Annotated in this window: 18 protein-coding genes and 1 pseudogene; 7 read left to right on the forward strand and 12 right to left on the reverse strand. The window is 55.9% G+C overall.

Annotation, left to right across the window (positions count from 1 at the left end; all coding sequences use genetic code 11):
- On the reverse strand, positions 1–326 hold a 326-nt coding region (locus HBA26_RS21055; protein WP_166721033.1), incomplete at its 3' end, for a hypothetical protein.
- A 449-nt stretch (positions 327–775) separates the two neighbouring features.
- Here HBA26_RS21055 and HBA26_RS21060 point away from each other — a divergent pair.
- The gene (locus HBA26_RS21060) at positions 776–898 is read left to right on the forward strand and encodes a Hok/Gef family protein (protein WP_241235464.1); all 123 of its coding nucleotides are present in this window, start codon (positions 776–778) and stop codon (positions 896–898) included.
- 70 nt (positions 899–968) lie between these two features.
- On the opposite strand, the gene cybC is transcribed toward HBA26_RS21060, so the two are convergent.
- Entirely contained in the window at positions 969–1,355 is a 387-nt protein-coding gene (gene cybC / locus HBA26_RS21065; protein WP_028015297.1) for a cytochrome b562, read from the reverse strand.
- Between the two features lie 41 nt (positions 1,356–1,396).
- A complete protein-coding gene (pmbA, locus tag HBA26_RS21070) occupies positions 1,397–2,749 on the reverse strand; it encodes a metalloprotease PmbA (protein ID WP_166721034.1) in 1,353 nt (450 codons plus the stop codon).
- A 95-nt stretch (positions 2,750–2,844) separates the two neighbouring features.
- Here pmbA and yjgA point away from each other — a divergent pair, with 95 nt between their 5' ends.
- Complete coding sequence (gene yjgA / locus HBA26_RS21075; protein ID WP_028015295.1) at positions 2,845–3,396, forward strand: ribosome biogenesis factor YjgA; 552 nt, start codon at positions 2,845–2,847, stop codon at positions 3,394–3,396.
- A 74-nt stretch (positions 3,397–3,470) separates the two neighbouring features.
- Here yjgA and mpl read toward each other — a convergent pair whose 3' ends face one another.
- Positions 3,471–4,844, reverse strand: a complete 1,374-nt coding sequence (gene mpl, locus HBA26_RS21080) for a UDP-N-acetylmuramate:L-alanyl-gamma-D-glutamyl-meso-diaminopimelate ligase (protein WP_126345991.1) — start codon at positions 4,842–4,844, stop codon at positions 3,471–3,473.
- Between the two features lie 197 nt (positions 4,845–5,041).
- Here mpl and fbp point away from each other — a divergent pair, with 197 nt between their 5' ends.
- Both fbp and HBA26_RS21090 read left to right on the forward strand, forming a co-directional pair.
- Positions 5,042–6,040, forward strand: a complete 999-nt coding sequence (gene fbp, locus HBA26_RS21085; protein WP_028015293.1) for a class 1 fructose-bisphosphatase — start codon at positions 5,042–5,044, stop codon at positions 6,038–6,040.
- Positions 6,041–6,188: 148 nt separating this feature from the next.
- Complete coding sequence (locus HBA26_RS21090; protein WP_048958953.1) at positions 6,189–6,545, forward strand: LysR family transcriptional regulator; 357 nt, start codon at positions 6,189–6,191, stop codon at positions 6,543–6,545.
- Here the strand turns inward: HBA26_RS21090 and HBA26_RS21095 are convergent.
- The 5 genes from HBA26_RS21095 to ytfQ form a co-directional block, all read right to left on the reverse strand.
- The gene (locus HBA26_RS21095; protein ID WP_126345992.1) at positions 6,517–8,088 is read right to left on the reverse strand and encodes a methyl-accepting chemotaxis protein; all 1,572 of its coding nucleotides are present in this window, start codon (positions 8,086–8,088) and stop codon (positions 6,517–6,519) included. The genes HBA26_RS21090 and HBA26_RS21095 overlap by 29 nt on opposite strands.
- 93 nt (positions 8,089–8,181) lie before the next feature.
- Entirely contained in the window at positions 8,182–9,183 is a 1,002-nt protein-coding gene (yjfF, locus tag HBA26_RS21100; RefSeq protein ID WP_021240694.1) for a galactofuranose ABC transporter, permease protein YjfF, read from the reverse strand.
- Complete coding sequence (gene ytfT, locus HBA26_RS21105; protein ID WP_162268710.1) at positions 9,170–10,195, reverse strand: galactofuranose ABC transporter, ATP-binding protein YtfT; 1,026 nt, start codon at positions 10,193–10,195, stop codon at positions 9,170–9,172. Before ytfT ends, yjfF begins: the two co-directional genes overlap by 14 nt.
- Positions 10,196–10,205: 10 nt before the next feature.
- Positions 10,206–11,708 (reverse strand): galactofuranose ABC transporter, ATP-binding protein YtfR, encoded by a 1,503-nt coding sequence (gene ytfR / locus HBA26_RS21110; RefSeq protein WP_126345993.1) that lies wholly within the window; start codon positions 11,706–11,708, stop codon positions 10,206–10,208.
- Positions 11,709–11,773: 65 nt separating this feature from the next.
- On the reverse strand, positions 11,774–12,730 hold the full coding sequence (gene ytfQ, locus HBA26_RS21115) for a galactofuranose ABC transporter substrate-binding protein YtfQ (protein WP_021240696.1): 957 nt from the start codon (positions 12,728–12,730) through the stop codon (positions 11,774–11,776).
- A 309-nt stretch (positions 12,731–13,039) separates the two neighbouring features.
- Between ytfQ and ppa the strand changes: the two genes are divergently transcribed.
- The 3 genes from ppa to HBA26_RS21130 all read left to right on the forward strand — a co-directional run bounded on the left by ppa (position 13,040) and on the right by HBA26_RS21130 (position 14,841).
- The gene (ppa, locus tag HBA26_RS21120) at positions 13,040–13,570 is read left to right on the forward strand and encodes an inorganic diphosphatase (protein ID WP_041911466.1); all 531 of its coding nucleotides are present in this window, start codon (positions 13,040–13,042) and stop codon (positions 13,568–13,570) included.
- Between the two features lie 219 nt (positions 13,571–13,789).
- Positions 13,790–14,374, forward strand: coding sequence for a hypothetical protein (locus HBA26_RS21125; protein ID WP_028015288.1), 585 nt, complete (start codon positions 13,790–13,792; stop codon positions 14,372–14,374).
- The gene (locus tag HBA26_RS21130; protein ID WP_047366994.1) at positions 14,371–14,841 is read left to right on the forward strand and encodes a hypothetical protein; all 471 of its coding nucleotides are present in this window, start codon (positions 14,371–14,373) and stop codon (positions 14,839–14,841) included. Before HBA26_RS21125 ends, HBA26_RS21130 begins: the two co-directional genes overlap by 4 nt.
- Before the next feature lie 315 nt (positions 14,842–15,156).
- On the opposite strand, the gene HBA26_RS21135 is transcribed toward HBA26_RS21130, so the two are convergent.
- The 3 genes and pseudogenes from HBA26_RS21135 to tamA form a co-directional block, all read right to left on the reverse strand.
- Positions 15,157–15,501 carry a gamma-glutamylcyclotransferase gene (locus HBA26_RS21135; RefSeq protein ID WP_008501424.1) on the reverse strand — a complete coding sequence of 115 codons (345 nt, stop codon included), beginning with the start codon at positions 15,499–15,501 and terminating at the stop codon, positions 15,157–15,159.
- Positions 15,502–15,503: 2 nt separating this feature from the next.
- Positions 15,504–19,280 carry an autotransporter assembly complex protein TamB gene (gene tamB, locus HBA26_RS21140; protein ID WP_126345994.1) on the reverse strand — a complete coding sequence of 1,259 codons (3,777 nt, stop codon included), beginning with the start codon at positions 19,278–19,280 and terminating at the stop codon, positions 15,504–15,506.
- Positions 19,277–19,834: pseudogene (gene tamA / locus HBA26_RS21145) on the reverse strand (autotransporter assembly complex protein TamA); the annotation flags it as partial. The gene tamB and the pseudogene tamA, both read right to left, overlap by 4 nt.

Here is a 19,834-nt window from a genome sequence, read left to right on the forward strand (position 1 = left end):
TCCGTCGTCGGCAGCGTCAGATGTGTATAAGAGACAGCTTCATCAGGAAGGTTGCCAAACTGCGCCACCACTTCACGGGCAAGCTGCATTGAATCTGGTGAAATTTCGTCGAACAGCTCTGCTTCAACCTCCGGCAGCGGCTCGCCGGTCACGGACCGGTGCGCCATTGCGCGAACGTGGGAGGTGAGCATCTGCTCCTGTACCGCATTGGGGATGATGTTGTGCCGGGCCAGCAGGGCATAAACCTGCTGCAGCATGGTGTTCGCGAGCTGTTCTGTTTGCACCGCCTGTTCCCCAACGTCGTTCATTACCGCTCCGTTAATCACTCGTCTTACCCCGTTAATGGCTCTGGAATAAAACTAACGTTGGGCGTGAAGGGTTTGTAGCGAGTTGTTTTCCACTTCGAAGTGGAAAGGCGAGCCGCAGCAGTGATCTGTGCCACATAAATATGGTGAATCAGGATTAACGGCCGCATTTACGTGATGAATATCACGCTATTAAGCGGCACTAAACAGGTAAGCGGAGTGGAAAAGTTTACGAGCAGGCTCGTAGAAATGTGACGTGGATAAGGTTTTCTTATGGGGATTCGCTAGAGTGGCGGCGGGTGCTTGAGACTGACCGTCTCAGGCATGGGACGGAAAGTGGAAAGCCCCGCCTGATAGAAAATCAGGGCGGGGGCTCGAAACGACACGTCGGACCGTGGAGTTCGCTACCTCGCCCGCTTTAAAGCAAGGAGGCATCCATGAAACGCCAATCCCCAATTATCCGGGTTTCGATGATTGTTGCTTTGACAATAATCATCTTAACGCTGGTGACGAGGAAAACACTGTGCGAGATCCGTTTTCGAAACGGCTCGCTTGAAGTGACAGCGCGGATGGATTGTAGCTCCGGCCAGTAGGGAGCAAGGATGCGGGGGCGCTTAGTGCGCCTCCGCATACGGAGGAAGGACGTACAGCTCAGGCACCCAATTAACGGTATTTCTTGTGATACGTGTTGCGCGTCGCCACAAACTGGTCGGCCGCCGCCTGGGCTTCCTTCACTTTGCCTTCGTTAGCCAGCTTCAGCGCGCCGTCGATCTGACCGACCAGTACGTCAAAGCCGTGGCGATAGTCTTTCATCTCTGCGCTGTCTGCCGCTTTGCTTTCCAGCTTTGGCGGCGTCGCTTTTTGCGCGTCCAGCGCCGCTTCACGCATTTTGGTCAGTGCGCCTTTCATTTCCGCCGCATTGTCCGTTTTCTGCACTACCTTCAGGTTTTGACTGAGGATGTCCATGTTGTCTTCGAGATCGGCAGCAAACGCAGAAGAGCCAAGAACCAGCGTTGAAGCCGCGACGATCGCTAACAGGTGTTTACGCATTGCTCACTTCCTTTTTTATTATTAAAACGCCTTTACGGGTATTACTGGCCGGCGATTTTCATTTCCGGCAGTAACACAGAACCACACTGTATATTGCTACGTGTTTCAATATCGTTACCGACCGTAACGATATTGCGCCACATGTCCTTCAGGTTGCCGGCGATGGTAATTTCGCTTACCGGATACTGGATTTCGCCGTTTTCGACCCAGAAGCCTGCCGCACCGCGAGAGTAGTCGCCGGTGATGCCGCTTACGCCCTGGCCCATCAGCTCGGTGACCACCAGACCGGTGCCCATCTCTTTCAGCATCTGCTCGAAGTTCAGGCCCTGACCGGCAATGCGCCAGTTGTGGATCCCGCCCGCATGTCCGGTGCTTTTCAGCCCCAGCTTGCGTGCGGAGTAGTTGGTCAGCAGCCACTGGGTCAGAATGCCGTCTTTAACAATATCGCGGCGTTCCGTGCGCACGCCTTCGCTGTCGAATGGCGTGGAGGCCAGCCCTTTCAGCAGGTGCGGATGTTCCTCGATAGTCAGCCACTCCGGCAGGATCTGCTTGCCCAGCGAGTCGAGCAGGAAGGTGGATTTACGGTACACCGAGCCGCCCGCGATAGCGCCCACCAGATGACCAAACAGGCCGGTCGCCACTTCATTGGCAAAAATGACCGGGGCCTTCATGGTGGAGAGCTTACGCGGCGACAGGCGAGACAGCGTGCGTTCGGCACACTCTTTGCCCACCCATTCAGGAGACTGCAAATCCCCCAGCGCGCGGCCAATGGTGTAGGCGTAGTCACGCTCCATGTCACCGTTCTCTTCGGCAATTACGCAGCTTGAAAGCGAGTGACGGGTGGAGCAGTAGCCCTGCAGCATGCCGTGGCTGTTGCCGAAAACTTTGATGCCGTAGTGGCTGTTGAAGCTGCCGCCTTCGGTATTTGTGATGCGCTTGTCAGCCTGCAAAGACGCCTGCTCGGCGCGCGCGGCCAGCTCAATGGCTTCGTCCGGGGTCACTTCCGCCGGATGGAACAGATCGAGATCCGGCGCGTCAAACGCCAGCAGATCTTTATCCGCCACGCCTGCGTAAGGATCCGGAGAGGTGTAACGGGCGATATACAGCGCCGCTTGCACCGTGCGGGCGATGGCATCCGGGCTGAGATCGGTGGACGACGCACTGCCTTTGCGGTTCTGGTGATACACCGTGATCCCAAGCGCGCCATCGCTGTTAAATTCTACATTCTCCACTTCGCCATAGCGGGTGCTCACGCTAATGCCGGTGGTTTTGCTGACCGCCACTTCGGCGCCATCTGATTTACCTGAAGCGAGCGTCAGCGCGGTGGAGACGGCTTCTTCCAGAATCTTACGCTGCGCTTCAACTTGTGAGGTTACTTTCATCGCAAATGCCATACTGTAAGAGAGAGTTAAGTGAAGTCTAACAGAGAACCGTTTTTCAGTGCGCGTCTTAACTGGTAACATTAGCCTCTTTTTTTAAGGAGCCTGACATGACTAAGCAGCCCGAAGACTGGCTCGACGACGTTCCCGGTGATGACATCGAAGACGAAGATGATGAGATCATCTGGGTCAGTAAAAGTGAAATTAAACGTGACGCCGAAGAGTTAAAACAGCTTGGCGCTGAAATGGTAGAACTGGGTAAAAACGCGCTGGATAAGATCCCGCTCGACCAGGATCTGCGTGATGCCATTGAACTGGCACAGAAAATCAAGAAAGAAGGCCGTCGTCGCCAGCTTCAGCTTATTGGTAAAATGCTGCGTCAGCGCGACGTGGATCCGATCCGTCAGGCGCTGGACAAGCTGAAAAACCGCCACAACCAGCAGGTTGCGCTGTTCCATAAGCTGGAGCAGATCCGCGATCGTCTGATTGAACAGGGTGATGATGCGGTACCGGAAGTGCTGAACCTGTGGCCGGATGCCGACCGCCAGCAGCTGCGTTCTTTGATCCGCAACGCGAAGAAAGAGAAAGAGGGGAATAAGCCGCCGAAATCCGCGCGTCTGATTTTCCAGTATCTGCGCGAGCTGTCTGAGAACGCAGAGTAAGCCCCTCACCCCAAAGGGAAGAGGGAGAAGAGATAATGTAAGCCCGGTAAGCGCTAGCGCCACCGGGCTTTTTTTTACTCTGTGGCCGCGGCTTTCTTCGCCAGACCGTCCAGCAGCTTCTGATGGATCCCACCGAACCCGCCGTTGCTCATCACCAGAATGTGGTCGCCAGGCTGTGCGGCTTTCACCACCATATCCGCTAAGACATCCACGTCCGCGCTCCAGTGCGCAGGCTGAATGCAGGCGTCGGCCACTTCAGCCACCTGCCACGGAATATGCTGCGGCTGCAGCAGGAAGACTTCGTCGGCACGTCCCAGGGACGGCGCGAGGTCGTCTTTGCAGATGCCCATTTTCATGGTGTTCGAGCGCGGTTCCAGCACCGCCAGAATGCGCGCGGTGCCGCCAACCTTGCCACGCAGGGCGGCAAGCGTCGCCAGAATGGCCGTTGGGTGGTGCGCGAAATCGTCATACACCGTCACGCCGTTCGCTTCGCCGCGCAGCTCCAGGCGGCGGCGGGCGTTGATAAACGTCCCCAGCGCATTGGCAGCATCCGCAGGCAGTACGCCCACGTGGCGCGCCGCGGCGATCGCCATCAGGCCGTTGTGCATGTTGTGCTCGCCCACCAGGCCCCACTTCACCTCGCCCACTTTCTCACCGTCGAGCAGTACTTCCCACTCGGAGGCATCCGCGTTGAGTTTTTTCGCCTGCCAGTGGCCCTGCTCGCCCACCAGTTCCTGCTCGCTCCAGCAGCCCATCGCCATGGTCTGCTTCAGGTTGATGTCGTTCTCCGGCAGGATAATGCGGCCCTGGCCCGGAACAATGCGCACCAGGTGGTGGAACTGTTTCTGAATGGCTTTCAGGTCGTCAAAGATATCCGCGTGGTCAAACTCAAGGTTGTTGAGGATCAGCGTGCGCGGGCAGTAGTGCACGAATTTGGAACGCTTGTCGAAGAATGCGCAGTCGTATTCATCCGCTTCAATCACAAAGAACGGGCTGTCGCCGAGACGCGCAGAGACGTCGAAGTTACCCGGCACGCCGCCGATCACGAAGCCCGGCTTGTAGCCGCAGGCTTCAAGGATCCAGGTCGCCATGCCGGCGGTGGTGGTTTTGCCGTGGGTACCGGCTACGGCAACCACCCAGCGGTCGCGCAGCACGAAATCATGCAGCCACTGCGGGCCGGACATGAACGGAATATTGCGTTCCAGCACCGCTTCAACGCACGGGTTACCGCGGGTCATGGCGTTGCCAATGATGACCAGATCCGGCTCGGGCTCCAGCTGGCTGGCATCGTAGCCCTGAATTAAAGAGATGCCCTGTTTCTCCAGAAGCGTGCTCATCGGCGGATACACATTGGCGTCCGAACCTGTCACTTCATGGCCCAGCGAGCGCGCCAGCATTGCCAGTCCGCCCATGAAAGTGCCACAAATCCCCAATATATGAATGCGCATACGTCATTATCCTTCTTTAATGTGGCGCACATTTTACTCACATGTTAGCGGCTGTGAAACGCATTTCAGGTAAATCCGTATGTTGCTGGCGCGATTCACCTCTGCGCTACTATTTGAATATTTGTTAAGATTGTTGGGCTTTAGTCGTTTTAGTGAACATACAATCGCTCTACTCACAAAGATGCAGGGAAAGTGTTATGAAAACGTTAGGTGAATTTATTGTCGAAAAGCAGCACGAGTTCTCTCATGCTACGGGTGAACTCACTGCTTTGCTGTCGGCAATAAAGCTGGGCGCTAAGATCATCCACCGTGATATCAACAAGGCCGGTCTGGTCGATATCCTGGGTGCCAGCGGTGCCGAGAACGTTCAGGGCGAGGTTCAGCAGAAACTCGATCTGTTCGCAAATGAAAAACTGAAAGCTGCACTGCGCGCGCGCGACATCGTTGCGGGTATCGCCTCCGAAGAAGAAGATGAAATTGTTGTATTCGAAGGGTGTGAACACGCGAAATACGTCGTACTGATGGATCCGCTCGACGGCTCCTCCAACATCGACGTTAACGTTTCTGTCGGTACCATTTTCTCCATCTACCGCCGCGTCACGCCTGTTGGTACGCCGGTAACCGAGGAAGATTTCCTGCAGCCGGGCAGTAACCAGGTTGCGGCCGGTTACGTCGTCTATGGCTCCTCCACCATGCTGGTCTACACCACCGGATGCGGGGTTCACGCCTTTACCTACGATCCGTCGCTGGGCGTCTTCTGCCTGTGCCAGGAACGTATGCGCTTCCCGGAGAAAGGCAGCACTTACTCCATCAACGAAGGCAACTACATCAAGTTCCCGAACGGCGTGAAGAAGTACATCAAATTCTGCCAGGAAGAAGATAAAGCGACCCAGCGCCCTTACACGTCCCGCTACATTGGCTCTCTGGTCGCGGATTTCCACCGTAACCTGCTGAAGGGCGGTATTTACCTCTACCCAAGCACAGCCAGCCACCCGGACGGGAAGCTGCGCCTGCTGTACGAATGCAACCCGATGGCGTTCCTGGCCGAACAGGCGGGCGGCAAGGCGAGCGACGGTAAACAGCGTATTCTGGACATCGTGCCGGAAAGCCTTCACCAGCGTCGTTCGTTCTTCGTTGGCAACAACCATATGGTTGAAGACGTTGAACGTTTTATCCGTGAGTACCCGGACGCGTAATATCTCTCCTGGGGAGCCAGTCTGGCTCCCCAACACATTTATATATTTTACCGTATAAGTGTTTATAAAAATCACGCTTTAATCTTCACCCCTGCTCCTGCATTATTTCCATAACAGTTTGACATTTATTTCCTGGAGCAGAATTGCAATGAAAAATTATTCCCGGGCTAATACCGGCATTGATTTAAATCTTATCCCTGTATTTATTGAAGTCGTCCGCTGCGGCAGTATGGCAAAAGCCTCTTTGCGCCTGGAGATGTCCCGTCCTGCGGTGAGCCTGGCGTTGAAGCGTTTTAATCAACTGTTTGATGAGCCGTTATTTTTCCGCAAAGGTTTATATCTCGAGCCGACTGAAAAAGCGTTAGCGTTAACCAGCTCGCTGGAATTATTAATGGGTGATATTCACGATAATATTGCGGCGGTAAATTCCGCGAGAAATAAAGCCCCGGCACAGAACGCACCGGGGCTGGGAAATATTATGCCGCAGTCTGAGCCGTCACTTTAAATGATGACATGGCTTCCATCAGCTGACGCGACTGCTCCTCAAGGGAGCGGGTCGCGGCGGAGGATTGCTGCACCAGCGTCGCATTCTGCTGCGCGGTTTCATCCATCTGGTTCACCGCAATATTCACCTGCTCGATGCCGCGGCTCTGCTCCTGAGACGCGGTGGCAATTTCACGCATCAGTTTGGTCATCCGCAGCACTTCAGTGGCAATCTCATCCATCGTTTCACCCGCCTGCTGGGCCAGCTCGCTGCCCTCGTTAACGTGGGCCTGCGAATCGCCGATCAGAGAGCGAATCTCTTTCGCCGCGTCGGCGCTGCGGCTGGCAAGGTTGCGGACTTCACCCGCGACCACGGCAAACCCGCGCCCCTGCTCGCCCGCGCGCGCCGCTTCCACGGAGGCGTTAAGCGCCAGAATGTTGGTCTGGAAGGCAATACCGTCAATCACGCTCAGGATGTCGGCGATGCGCGCCGAACTGCCGGAGATATCGCGCATTTTTTCAATCACGTAGCAGACCATTTCGCTGCCGTGATCGGCGGTGTCGGAAACAGACTTCGCCAGCTGGTGCGCCTGCTCGGCGTTGTCGGCGTTAAGCTTCACCGTGGCGGTGATCTGCTCCATGCTGGCGGCGGTCTGCTCCAGCGACGTGGCGGTGGATTCGGTGCGCTCGGCAAGATCCCGGTTCCCCGCCGTCAGCTCGCGGCTGCCGGTATCAATTTGCGAGCTGGCATCGCGAACCCGCAGAACCGAGCTCATCAGCGACTGACGCATCTCCTCTATCGCCGCGTTGAGGCGGTTAAACTCCTGGCTCGCCGGGGCATTCAGCGTGTGGGTTAAATCGCCCGCCGCCACGTTCTCCAGCTGCGCAATGGAGGCCGACAGCGGCTTGAGCAGCATATGGCGCAGCGCCAGCCAGGCGAGCGCGATAATGCCCGCCGTCAGCAGCGCAGCGACAATAATCAGGATCAGCACGCGGGTTTTACTCGCCTGCACGGCGCTCACTTCCGCCTGACCCCGCGCTTCGCTCCATTTCTGAAACGCCTGCATGTCGTTATCGAACTGCTTCGCCACCGGAATTAGCGTGTTCTCCAGCAGATCGTAATAGCTATCTGCGCTCTGGTCATTCAGGGTTTTCAGCATCGGGCCGATCCCCTGCTGGTTATACGTCGCCAGGCTGGCCGCGACTTTGTCGAGGAGCTGCTGCCCCTGTTCGTCAGCCACGCCGCCGTCAATCACGCCTTTTAACGTTTTCCGGGCCAGGGCGACTTCCTGATTGATGTTTTTTACCGCTTTGGCCGCATCGTCCAGCATGCCGATTTCCATCATGCGGACGGCCTGACCCGCCTCATTGCGCGCGCGCAGGATCAGCGTATAGCCGGTGTTCAGCTGCACCATCTGCTCACCCTGAAGGTGATTAATGCGCTGCAGTGAGGAAGAACTCTGTGTGAGGGCATAAATGCCGATGCCGCTGACAATCAGCAGCAGAAGGGTCATAACGGCCAGTAAAGAGAGCAAGCCGGTACGAATCGATAGCGTTTTAAGCATGATATTATTTCCGGTAGCGAGATATTTCTGGGCATAAAAGAAGAGTATCGGCCGCTACCGGAAAATGTTTAGACTTTAAGCAAATTCAGCGTGTTATCGCTCTGTTACCGATGTGTTTACGCGGGTAACAGGCGAGCTTTGACGGTTCTCCCAGAGCACCGTCAGCCCCCGCTGCAGGGCAATAAAAATAAACAGCAGAATGCCAATGGCGATCTTCGTCCACCACGAGCTGAGCGTGCCGTCAAAGTTGATATAGGTTTGTATCAGGCCCTGAATCGCCACGCCGAACAGCGTCCCCAGCACCGTCCCTACCCCGCCGCTGAGCAGCGTGCCGCCGATAACCACAGAAGCAATCGCATCCAGTTCAACGCCGACGCCTGCAAGGGCATAGCCCGCCTGGGTATACACCGAGAAGACAATACCCGCCAGGGTTGCCAGGCCGGTCGAAAGCATATAGATGCGGATGGTGGTGCTGCGGGTTGAGATCCCCATCAGGTTGGCCGACGTGGCGTTGCCGCCAATAGCGTAAACCTGATTGCCAAACCGGGTTCGGTGGGCGAGGAAAATGCCAATCACCACCACGCCCAGCATCAGCAGCCCCATCGCGCTCAGGCGACCGCCGCCGGGAATTTTCCACGCCAGGCTGGAGAGCGTGTCATACACCGGATGGTTAATCGGAATCGACTCCTCAGAAACCAGATAACTTACGCCGCGCAGGAAAAACATCCCGGCCAGCGTGATGATAAAGGCCGGAATTTTCAGCGCGTCGATCAGAAGCCCCATAAAGGCGCCAAACGCGCAGCCCATCACCAGCACCAGCGGAAACGCCACCAGCGGCGAGATGCCCCAGAAGCCGATCGCCTTCGCGAGGAATACCCCCGTGAACGCGATCACCGACCCGACGGAGAGATCGATCCCGCCGGAGAGGATCACAAAGGTCATGCCGACGGCGATAATGCCTAAAAAGGCGTTGTCCGTCAGAATGTTGCAGATCACGCGCGTTGAGGCAAAACCGGGGAACTGCGTGAGGCAGTAGAGATACCCCAGCACAAACACGCCCAGCGTGATCATTAACGGTAAATTACGTTTTATCATGGCCACGGATCCCCTTAATGATGCTGACAAAGCGCGGCGACTGGACGATCAGCACGCAGAGTACAACTACCGCTTTTACCACCTGGTTGAGTTCCGGCTGGAATCCAGAGAGCAGGATCCCGGTGTTCATGCCCTGAATGATCAGCGCGCCGATCACCGAGAGCAGCAGGTTAAAGCGCCCGCCCATCAGCGACCCGCCGCCGATCACCACCGCGAGGATCGCATCCAGCTCCAGCCAGAGCCCGGCGTTATTGGCATCGGCCCCGCGAATATCGGCGGCGACGATGACACCGGCAATGGCGGCGCAGACGCCGCTCAGCACGTAGGTCAGCATCACCATCAGGCGGGTGTTGACCCCGGCGTTGCGCGCGGCGCGAATGTTGATCCCCACCGCCTCAATAAACATGCCGAGCGCCGTTTTGCGGGTGAAGAGCCAAAAGACAATAAGCGTGACCAGGGCAATAATCACCGGCGTCGGGAAGAACAGAAGGTTACCGCTGCCAAGCCATGCCAGGCTCGGAGAGTTGAAGGTAACAATCTGCCCCGAGGTGATCAGCTGTGCGACCCCGCGCCCGGCCACCATCAGGATCAGCGTAGCGACAAAGGGCTGAATTTTCAGCACCGCCACCAGAATGCCGTTCCATAGTCCGGCCAGCACGCCGGTGCCTAAGGCCGCCAGCAGTACCACCGGCAGGCTGTGACCGGCCACGGTCATTGAGGCTGCCGTGGCCCCGGCAATAGCCATCACCGCACCGACGGAGAGATCTATTCCGCCGGTGGCGATCACCAGCGTCATCCCAATCGCCAGCAGCGCCACGGGCGCGGCGCGGTTTAAAATATCGATCGGGCTGCCAAACAGGCGGCCATCCTGAACAATAATCTGGAAGAAATGCGGTGCGACAAGGCTATCTACCAGCAGCACCACCAGCAGCGCTGCAATTTGCGGCGTGCCGGTTGGCCAGCTAAAGCGGCGCTTTGACTCACCGGTTTGCGAAAGCGAACGGGACATCACGATTCACTCCTTACGCCGCGATGGCATTCATGATTGCCGGAACGGACAGTTTATCCAGCGGGATCTCTGCCACCTGTTTGCGATCGCGCATAATGATGACGCGATCGGCATAGCCCACCAGCTCCTCCAGCTCGGATGAGATAACCAGCAGGGCCAGCCCGTCCGCACAGAGCGTTTCGATAAGCCGGATAATTTCGGCGTGCGCGCCCACGTCGATACCGCGCGTCGGCTCGTCAAGGATCAGGAACTGCGGTTTGGTCAGTAGCCAGCGGGAGAGCAGCACCTTCTGCTGGTTACCGCCGGAGAGAAATTCAATCGGCTGTTCCGCACTCGGGGTGCGGATGCCGAGCTGGCGAATAAAGCGCTCGGCGATGGCGTTTTGCTCTTTACGAGGGATCGGGCGTAGCCAGCCGCGCTGGGCCTGCAGGGCCAGGATGATATTTTCCCGCACCGAGGCGGCGGCAATGATGCCGTCCGTTTTCCGGTCTTCCGGGCAGAAGCCAACGCCCAGACAGGAGGCCTGATGCGGCGATCGCAGGGTTTGCGGTTTGCCCTTGATCAGCGCGGTGCCGCTGTCGGCAGGCTTGATCCCGAAGATCACCTCGGCGGTTTCGGTTCGGCCCGAGCCCAGCAGGCCCGCCAGCCCGACAATTTCGCCGGGACGCACCTCAAGGTTAAACGGCGATATCACGCCTTTCTTGCCGTAATCGCTGAACGCGGCAACCGGTTTTTCGCTCAGCAACGTGCGGCCCGCACGCTGGAGCGCGTTGGTTTCCAGCTCGCGGCCCAGCATCATTTTCACCAGCTCGATCTGCGGCAGCTCGCGGGTTTCGCGGCAGCCGACAAAGCTGCCGTTGCGCAGCACCGTAATGCGGTCGCTCACCTCATACACCTGATCGAGGAAGTGCGTGACGAAGATCAGGCTCACGCCCTGATCGCGCAGCTGGCGCATCAGGGTGAAGAGCATCTCCACTTCCTGGGTATCGAGGCTGGCGGTGGGTTCATCGAGGATCAGCACCTTCGCAGAGAGATCGATCGCGCGACAGATGGCGACGATCTGCTGCATCGCCACGGAAAAGCGGTTCAGCGGCTCGCGAACGTCGAGGGAGAAGCCGTAGGACTCCATCAGCTTCGTGGCGCGCGCCTCCATCTCTTTGCGGCGCAGCAGGCCAAAGCGGCGTGGCTCGCGGCCAATAAACAGGTTGTCCGCCACCGACATATTCGGCAGCAGGTTCACTTCCTGGTAAACCGTTCCGATCCCCAGCTGCTGGGCGTGGACGGTATTTTTTGGCGAAATGGCGTTGCCTTCCAGCCAGATGGTGCCGCGATCGGCGTGATAAACGCCGGTCAGCGATTTAATCAGCGTCGATTTTCCCGCGCCGTTCTCGCCCAGCAGCGCCATGATTTCACCGCGCCGCAGGCTGAAATCAACGCTATCCAGCGCCTTTACGCCGGGGAAGAATTTACTCAAGCCCTCTGTGCGGAGGATTTCCTGGTGTTGTTCAGTTTTCATATTCACGTCCCCGGCACGTTCCCGTAGGCCGGGTAAGCGCAGCGCCACCCGGCAATTTCACTGGATCAGTAGCCCATATTTTTCTTCTTCTCTAACTCTTCTTTCGCTGTATCAGGCAGGTAGAGCGTGGACTTGGTGACGGTCACCTTCTCAGGCATCGTTCCGTCTTTCTTGAATTTCTCCAGCGCGTCGAATGCCGGGCCCGCCATGTTCGGCGTCAGCTCGACGCTGGCATTGGCTTCACCGTCGATCATCGCTTTGTAGATGTCCGGCACGCCGTCGATAGAGCCGGTGAGGATATCTTTGCCCGGCTTCAGGCCCGCTTCTTTAATCGCCTGAATCGCCCCGATCGCCATGTCATCGTTGTGGGCGTAAACCATGCAGATATTCTTGCCGTTGTTTTCAGCCTTGATAAAGCTCTCCATGACCTCTTTACCCTTACTGCGGGTAAAGTCGCCGGACTGGGAGCGGATAATCTTGATGTTTGGCGCTTTGGCAATGGCCTCAGCAAACCCTTTCTTACGGTCGATGGCCACGCTCGCGCCGACGGTGCCCTGCAGTTCAACGACGTTACACGGCTTGCCGTCGACCTGTTTAATCAGCCAGTCGCCAATTAACTGCCCTTCAAGCACGTTATTAGCGGTGACGGTGGTCATATAGAGAGATTTGTCTTTAACATCGATGGAACGGTCGAGCAGGAAGACCGGAATTTCAGCGTCTTTCGCTTCCTTCAGAACCGGTTCCCAGCCGGTCGCCACCACTGGTGCAATAAAAATGGCATCCACGCCCTGGGCGATAAACGAGCGCACGGCTTTGATCTGGTTTTCCTGCTTTTGCTGACCATCGGCGATTTTCAGAGTGATGCCGCGTTTCTGAGCCTCGCTTTTCGCAACGTTGGTTTCCGCCGCACGCCAGCCGGATTCAGAGCCAACTTGCGAAAAACCTACGGTTAAGGGAGCGGCCATCGCCATAGACGACATGGCTGCCGAAACTGCTGTGACAAGAAGTAAGCGCTTCCACATATGAGCGTCCTCGTAGGGGTGTTTATTGTTGGTTAAAAGATGTTCTGCGAAATGACTATAGCCAATGAAATATGTAACGAATTGCGTTACATCACACTTCAGGAAAGTGAATAAAATGTTAATCACAAGTTTGTAATCGCTTTCATTTCACCATTAAAAATGCGGCTGAGTTTATGGATTTTCCTGTCATGGAAACGGTCTGAAAAGTGGAGCTTGCGGGGAGAGAAAGCGAAAAGAGGCGGAGACATTCAGCGTGAGTTGGCTATAATACCTGCCACTTGTTTACCATCCATTTTAAAGGACACCGACATGAGCTTACTCAACGTCCCAGCGGGTAAAGAACTGCCAGAAGACATCTACGTTGTTATTGAAATCCCGGCCAACGCAGATCCAATCAAATACGAAATCGACAAAGACACCGGTGCGCTGTTCGTTGACCGTTTCATGTCTACTGCCATGTTCTATCCGTGCAACTACGGCTACATCAACCACACCCTGTCTCTGGACGGTGACCCGGTTGACGTGCTGGTTCCAACGCCATACCCACTGCAGCCAGGCTCCGTCATTCGCTGCCGTCCTGTTGGCGTGCTGAAGATGACTGACGAAGCGGGTGAAGATGCGAAGCTGGTTGCGGTACCGCACACCAAGCTGAGCAAAGAGTACGATCACATTAAAGATGTGAATGACCTGCCAGAGCTGCTGAAAGCGCAGATCGCCCACTTCTTCGAGCACTACAAAGACCTCGAAAAAGGTAAATGGGTTAAGGTTGACGGCTGGGACAACGCAGAAGCGGCGAAAGCAGAAATCATCGCCTCCTTCGAACGCGCTGCTAAGAAGTAATTCTTACTGTCGATTGATGAAAGCCCCGCATACTGGGGCTTTTTTTATCTTTGTTAAAAGCAGCATACATTACCTTTTAAGATAAATCCCATTCCCTTTGGCTTTCATGTTAATACAACAAAGACACCCTCTCATTTATGGTGGGAGTGGTTGAATAGGCTGTCAATTAATCACATACTGTCATAATGAGCATTAATCCCCATTGATTACAGGATTCATATGTCATCCATTAACATTGATGTTGCCCGCCCAACTGGAATTTACTTTATTATTGAAAGGCTATATTCCCGCGATGGACTTATGCCTTCCGTTGGGGAAATCAGCCCCTCTTTGACACAGGTACACCGCACTGTCATTCAGCTAAAACGCAAGCAAGATATGTTTATGGATGGTGTTAAGGTTACCCCAAAAGATATTACACTTTGGCAACAGATAAAATATCTTACGGGCTCGAAAGTAACGACCAAAGATACAGATACGTTAGTGTATACGACTGATTTTATCGGCTCTCTTGTAGCCACTACACCTTTAGGCAATATTGAGCATGAAAATATTCCTCGCTTCCTCACGACAGAGTCTATTCACTCCCTTCCTCAGGCGGTGAGCTATGGGCGTGATCCCATCCCACAGGTCCTTCTTTATGGTCGTAAGGATATTGTCTTCTTTATGGACAATGGTGGTAAAGGAACGCCAACCGCTATTGCAAAATATAATCACAACAATCGTGACCTTGCCATAATCAAAGATCAGCTGGAGGCCAGTAAAACGATGAAGGAACTGCTTTCTAAGGGAGCAAAATTATGAGTAAGAAAATCCATATCGTAAGTCTACTCGTCATTATTATTGCCTCCTTTATCTTTGGCAGAAGTACGTATACTCAATATCTGGCATGGTATTATGGAAGCGATAATTTAATATTCAGCGAAATAAACAGCTCCTTACTATCCAGTTTATTTAACGGGCTTTACTTCGCTCTTTCAGCAAGTATTATTTATACGTTACTCACTCTGTTAAAAAGAATTCCAGCGAATATTGTCACTTCTTGTCTGCTTCAGTTCTGTATTAACATCGGGCTATATACGCTTTTTGTTGCAGTAGATAGAGGATATAGTAAATTACATACTTTAAGCTCGGGTGCTACTGATATCACCCACAGCTATTTTTTAGGAGCGTTGCTGACGAGCACGCTTCTGACCGTCGCGATCGTGAGCGTTATACATGCTAAGTTTCTTTCTTCAAAGCATAAAGATGGGCTACATAAAGGCGTTTGACTGTTACGGCAAAGACAGCAAATGGCAGTATCTCTGCATCCTGACATTCCAACTTGCCTGGTTTTTGTTTTACTTATGGATCCCTTATCGAAGCGATTATGCGATTTTGCTGTTTTTACTGTTTTTCCTGCCCGTCATATCAAGCAATACGCGATGCATAAACTACTATGGCCGTTCACGCGCCTTGTGTTTTTTATGGCTTATTGCCCCATACATCATGCTGTTCGTTCCTCTTTTTTTAACCCGACGCAGGGATACAGAAGAGAATTGAAAGTGAAAAAAAACAACGCCACCTCACGGTGGCGTTGTCGTTTTTCAGTACTGGTCTCTGTCTAACCAGTTACCGCTTACAATCCGCGTTAACCCGTCGACCGGACGCTGGTAGACATACATCCACGCGCTTCCGTACGGTGTCTGGATCAACTGGCGAGCGTATTCACCGCCCCTGGTGCGCAAGGCATCAAGTTCGGCAAGTGTAGCATTATCAATACGATAAACTTCACCCTGTACTGTTCCTTCGCCGGGAACCGCGCCTGGATAGTGGCCCAGGCTGTACAACTGGTAGTTCTCGATATTGTAATTCCCCAGTAGCTGGGCATTGGTCATCCAGTGACTGTTGCCTTGCCTGGTTCGTAAACTGCCGTAGACAAATATTCGCATTGCTAAAACTCAAACTGATAGAGCAGATCAAGTGCCTGGTCTACGCCGGACACTGCTTCCAGATATAGCTTAGGCATCAGGCGATAGCGTAACGTGAGTGTTGCCAGTGAGTCAAAGATCCCCACACCATATTTTACCTGCAGACCCGGCAGTACATAGCCGCTGACCACCACCTGCGAGGAGTCACCCACGCCCTGGGTGTCCAGCGCCAGATTGCTTACGCCGAACGTCTCGCCGATTTTACCCACAACCTGCCCACTTTGTGCAACCCCCAGACCGACCAACATTGAGGTCATCGCCGCACTGTCGCTTTGTCCGCTGTCCAGACCTTGTCCGCGCAGCAGATAAGAGAGGGCTTCCTGCTGCGACATCGCCGGGTCGGAGAAGATCTCCGCCTTCGGTTCGTCGGCAGAGCCGGTGACGCGTACGCCAGCAATGACGTCGTTTTCCGTCGCTTCCGGGTTACGAATCGCTTCGATGTTCAACAGCGGTTGATCCGGTGGGCCGGAGAACAGCAGCTCGCCTTTACGGACAATCAGATCCTGACCATAGGCATGAAAACGCCCTTCAGGAATATTGATCTGTCCGTTGAGGCCAAGCCCTTGTTTATCCTGCGCCACTTTCAGGTCGCCCGTGAGCCTCGCCTTCAGCCCAAACGCATCCAACCGCACGTTATTTCCCACGTGCACGATAAGGTTACTATTAATCGGTATACCAGCGCTCTTCTCTTCGGCAGGTTTCAGATTTTCATTGAGCATAACTTCATCACTGGAGACGCCAACCGCGCTTTCCGGCACCTCGTGAACCACGATGCGCGCCCACGGCACGTCCACGCGGCCATCCAGGGTGAAGAGGCTTGGCGTCGCCTCAAAGACCACGTCCGGCGAGACGTCCAGGCGCACCATTGGCGGTACGGTGATGCGCACCTTACTGCCTTTCGCGGCAATACGGGCGCGCCAGTTGTCGAGCTGGCTCCAGTCCGCGTCGCCGCTCAGGTTGATTTGCCCCTGCTGAGTTAATACCGAGCCGTTTAGCGTCGAGCTCATGCCGTTGAAGTTCATCGCAATCTGGCTGGGCTGCATATCGAACGGCATAAAGTTACCGTCGATATCCACACCGCTGAGCCGCAGCTGGCCGAACAACTGAGGGCTTTGCGCGTTGCCCGCCAGGCGCAGGTTGGCATTTACCATACCCTCGGCTTTTTCCCCGCGGGCGAAGATCGGGTTGACCATCGCCAGGTTGAAGTTACGAATATTGACGTTGCCGCCCAGATTGCGCCGCCCCTGCGGATCGGTAATCTGTATCTGCCCGTCCATCTGGCCGTTGTTGGTCAGACGGATAAGCCACCCCAGCTCCGCACGGTTGTTATGCAGGTCTGCACTCACATTCAGGGTGTCGAAGGCCACCGGCAGCGGCGCGTCGTTGACTTCCTGCGTCACCTTCACGTTACGGCCGGAAAGCGTGACGCTGCCCTGCGGCAGCCCCTCTTTGGTGGTATCCCAGGCGACATCGGCTTTCCCGCTGAAGACGCCGCTGGCCTGCGTGGTGTCCGGCATAAACGGTTTCAGCATCGCCAGATCGAAGCGGTTCAGGTTGATCTGCGCGCGCCCTTCCGCCCCCGCATCAATGGTCTGCGGCACGCACAGCTCCGCGTTCGGGTTGGTCCAGCAGTGAGGCCCGATGCTGATCTTCTGCTCGGCGTTGCGGTAGTCCAGCGCAATGGAGCGCGACAGCGACAGCGGCCCCACCGGGGTGTTGAAGCGGGTGTTGTCCAGCGTTCCTTTCCAGCGCGTTTCCTTCCGGTCGAAGCTGCCGGTCAGGTGAAGCTGGCCCGAGACGGGCTCGCCCTGCACGCGCAGCTGGAGGTCGTGCTGCTTCTCGTTCCCTTTGGCGTCCAGAGTCACCAGGCTAATGTTCACGTCCGGCTGGGAAATGCGCTCCACGCGCAGGTTCAGGTTGCCGCCGATCTGATCGGTGGATTTCACATCCCCTTCCACGCGGACGCGGGCAACGCTCAGCTCCTGCCAGCGCAGATTGTTGGCGGTGATATCTGCCAGCAGCTGCGGCGCGTCCACGGTGCCGCGCACTTTCACGAGTCCTTTCGCCGTACCGCCCAGACCCGGCAGGGCATTATCCAGATTCGGCGCGTCGATGGTGGCGTCAAGATTGAGATCTTTTACCCCCAGCTCGCCTTTGATATCCGCCGTGTTGCGGCCCAGCGCCACGTGCAGTCCCGGGATAATCCACTGCAGGTAGCTGTTGCCCTTCACCGAGCCTTCAACGTTCACCTTGTTCTGCTTCACGTTCCCGGTGAGCTTGATTTCCGGCACGTCCATCTGCCACGTGCCGCCGTAGAGGCTGCCGCGGGTTTTGATCAGCCCGTCCAGCTTCGACGGCCAGTCCGGCACCTCTTTGGCGGTGTTAATTCCCGTCAGCTTCAGCTCGCCGCGCCAGCTGATCGCCTGCTGCCAGTCGAGCAGCGCGGTCAGTTCCGTTTTGCCTTCCAGCGCCGCGACGGTCAGCTTGTCGAGGTTAACCTGCTGTTCGTTGCCTTTTGCATCCAGCGTGATGGTCGCGGGCGGCACGCCCTGCCCCTTCACCGCAGTGCGGAACGAGAGCGTGTAGTCGGTCATCTTGCCGCTCAGCTTCAGCTTCAGATCGTCGGCCTGATACTGTTTTTCGCCGGTAAACGGCCAGTAAAGCTGCTTGCTGACAACCTCCAGATTGAGCGGCAGCCCGGCTTCCGCCAGCTGGGTTTGCGCGCGCAGGGCCATGTCTACCGGGCCGGAGAGATTCACCCCGATATCCAGCTTCTCGCGCAGCGCCCCGCCCACTTTAACCTTCACTTTTTCGCCCTTCAGCGGGTCGATATTCAGGGCGCTATTGAGTGTGATATCCACCGGCCAGCTGTCGCGCAGCAGGGCGTTGCCTGACGCGTTCACCGAGCCCTGGTTGGTATCGATATCCAGCGCGTCGAGCTTCATGTTGCCGTCAATGCTGCTGACTTTCAGCAGCATGTTAAAGACCGTCAGATCGGTGTCGCCGGTCAGGCGCAGCTGCTCGCCTTTGAACTCCTCAATGTTGAGGTTCAGCGGCAGATGCACGTCGGTCATTTCAGGCAGGACAGGCTTCGAGAAGAGTTCTTTCAGCGTTTCGCCCAGCGGCTTCTCTTCCGGCTGCGGGTTCTGGATCTTCGGTTCGACGATCTCTTCCTGCGCCACGTCCGCCACTTTCGGCAGCGCGATCAGCAACCCTTGCAGCGAGGTTGGCGTCAGGGTGAGGTTTTTCTCCTGCCAGCGCAGGCCGGAGGTGAAATCCATCACCGAAACGGTGGTGTCGTCGATTTTGATATTGACGTTATCGAGCGCCACCCGATAGAGCGCAATCGGGTACGGCGTGGAGAGATTCAGCGGGCCGCTGTCCTCTTCCTCAACCGGCACAGACTTCGGCATTTTCTTTGAGTCTATCGCCACGTTGACGTCTTTTAGCGACAGATCGTTCACACAGAGCTTGCTGTCCCGCAGGCAGCCCAGCTTCACCGCGAGATGGAATTCCCCGGCGTTGACCGCCACGCCCGGCTGCTCGTAGCGGATGTTCTTCAGACGCAGGTCTCGCCAGCCGCCCGTTACCTGACCAATTTCCAGCCCCGGCACCCAACGGTTCGCGGCGTTAAACAGCAGATGCAGCCCGGTCGTCGTTCCCACCAGAAACGCCACCGTACCGAGCAGCAGCACGATAAAAATCAGCACCCCGAGGCTTATTTTCTTCCATAAACTCATAATTCAGGCCCCAGACCGATGTAAAACTGTAATCCGTGTTCATCTTTGTCGCCCACCGGCACGGCGAAATCGAGCTTGATGGGTCCGACGGGTGACTGCCAGCGTACGCCCACGCCTGCACCGGTTTTGAAATCGCTGCGGCGAATATCGTTCACCGCTTCACCACCGTCAACAAACATGGCACCCCACCACTTGCCGCTGACGTTGTACTGATACTCCAGCGATCCGGTCGCCAGTTTGGATGCCCCGGTCAGCTGGCCTTTTTCGTTTTCAGGTGAAATCGATTTGTACTTATACCCGCGAATGCTGCGGTCGCCCCCGGCGAAGAAGCGCAGGTCCGGCGGAACGCGCTCGAAATCACCCGTCTCAATCCAGCCGAGATTGCCGCGCATCACAAAGCGGTGTTTGTCATACAGCGTGCGGATCCAGACGTTTTGCGCCTGCACCACCGTGAAGTCGACGTCAGAGCCCCACATCGTATTGGAGTAGTCGATAGAGTAACGCTGTGAATCACCCCATGTTGGCATCAGGCCGCCGCGCGAGCGGGTGCGGCT

Source organism: Enterobacter sp. 725m/11 (assembly GCF_011683705.1).
Classification (GTDB): Bacteria; Pseudomonadota; Gammaproteobacteria; order Enterobacterales; family Enterobacteriaceae; genus Enterobacter; species Enterobacter bugandensis.

Excerpts from the sequence above, each read along its gene's own strand:
- cybC (WP_028015297.1), bottom strand. The coding sequence starts at position 1,355 with ATGCGTAAACACCTGTTAGCGATCGTCGCGGCTTCAACGCTGGTTCTT.
- ytfR (WP_126345993.1), bottom strand. The coding sequence starts at position 11,708 with ATGAAAACTGAACAACACCAGGAAATCCTCCGCACAGAGGGCTTGAGT.
- HBA26_RS21135 (WP_008501424.1), bottom strand. The coding sequence starts at position 15,501 with ATGCGAATATTTGTCTACGGCAGTTTACGAACCAGGCAAGGCAACAGT.
- HBA26_RS21095 (WP_126345992.1), bottom strand. The coding sequence starts at position 8,088 with ATGCTTAAAACGCTATCGATTCGTACCGGCTTGCTCTCTTTACTGGCC.
- yjfF (WP_021240694.1), bottom strand. The coding sequence starts at position 9,183 with ATGATAAAACGTAATTTACCGTTAATGATCACGCTGGGCGTGTTTGTG.
- fbp (WP_028015293.1), top strand. The coding sequence starts at position 5,042 with ATGAAAACGTTAGGTGAATTTATTGTCGAAAAGCAGCACGAGTTCTCT.
- ppa (WP_041911466.1), top strand. The coding sequence starts at position 13,040 with ATGAGCTTACTCAACGTCCCAGCGGGTAAAGAACTGCCAGAAGACATC.
- yjgA (WP_028015295.1), top strand. The coding sequence starts at position 2,845 with ATGACTAAGCAGCCCGAAGACTGGCTCGACGACGTTCCCGGTGATGAC.
- HBA26_RS21130 (WP_047366994.1), top strand. The coding sequence starts at position 14,371 with ATGAGTAAGAAAATCCATATCGTAAGTCTACTCGTCATTATTATTGCC.
- mpl (WP_126345991.1), bottom strand. The coding sequence starts at position 4,844 with ATGCGCATTCATATATTGGGGATTTGTGGCACTTTCATGGGCGGACTG.
- pmbA (WP_166721034.1), bottom strand. The coding sequence starts at position 2,749 with ATGGCATTTGCGATGAAAGTAACCTCACAAGTTGAAGCGCAGCGTAAG.
- HBA26_RS21125 (WP_028015288.1), top strand. The coding sequence starts at position 13,790 with ATGTCATCCATTAACATTGATGTTGCCCGCCCAACTGGAATTTACTTT.
- HBA26_RS21060 (WP_241235464.1), top strand. The coding sequence starts at position 776 with ATGATTGTTGCTTTGACAATAATCATCTTAACGCTGGTGACGAGGAAA.
- ytfQ (WP_021240696.1), bottom strand. The coding sequence starts at position 12,730 with ATGTGGAAGCGCTTACTTCTTGTCACAGCAGTTTCGGCAGCCATGTCG.
- tamB (WP_126345994.1), bottom strand. The coding sequence starts at position 19,280 with ATGAGTTTATGGAAGAAAATAAGCCTCGGGGTGCTGATTTTTATCGTG.
- HBA26_RS21090 (WP_048958953.1), top strand. The coding sequence starts at position 6,189 with ATGAAAAATTATTCCCGGGCTAATACCGGCATTGATTTAAATCTTATC.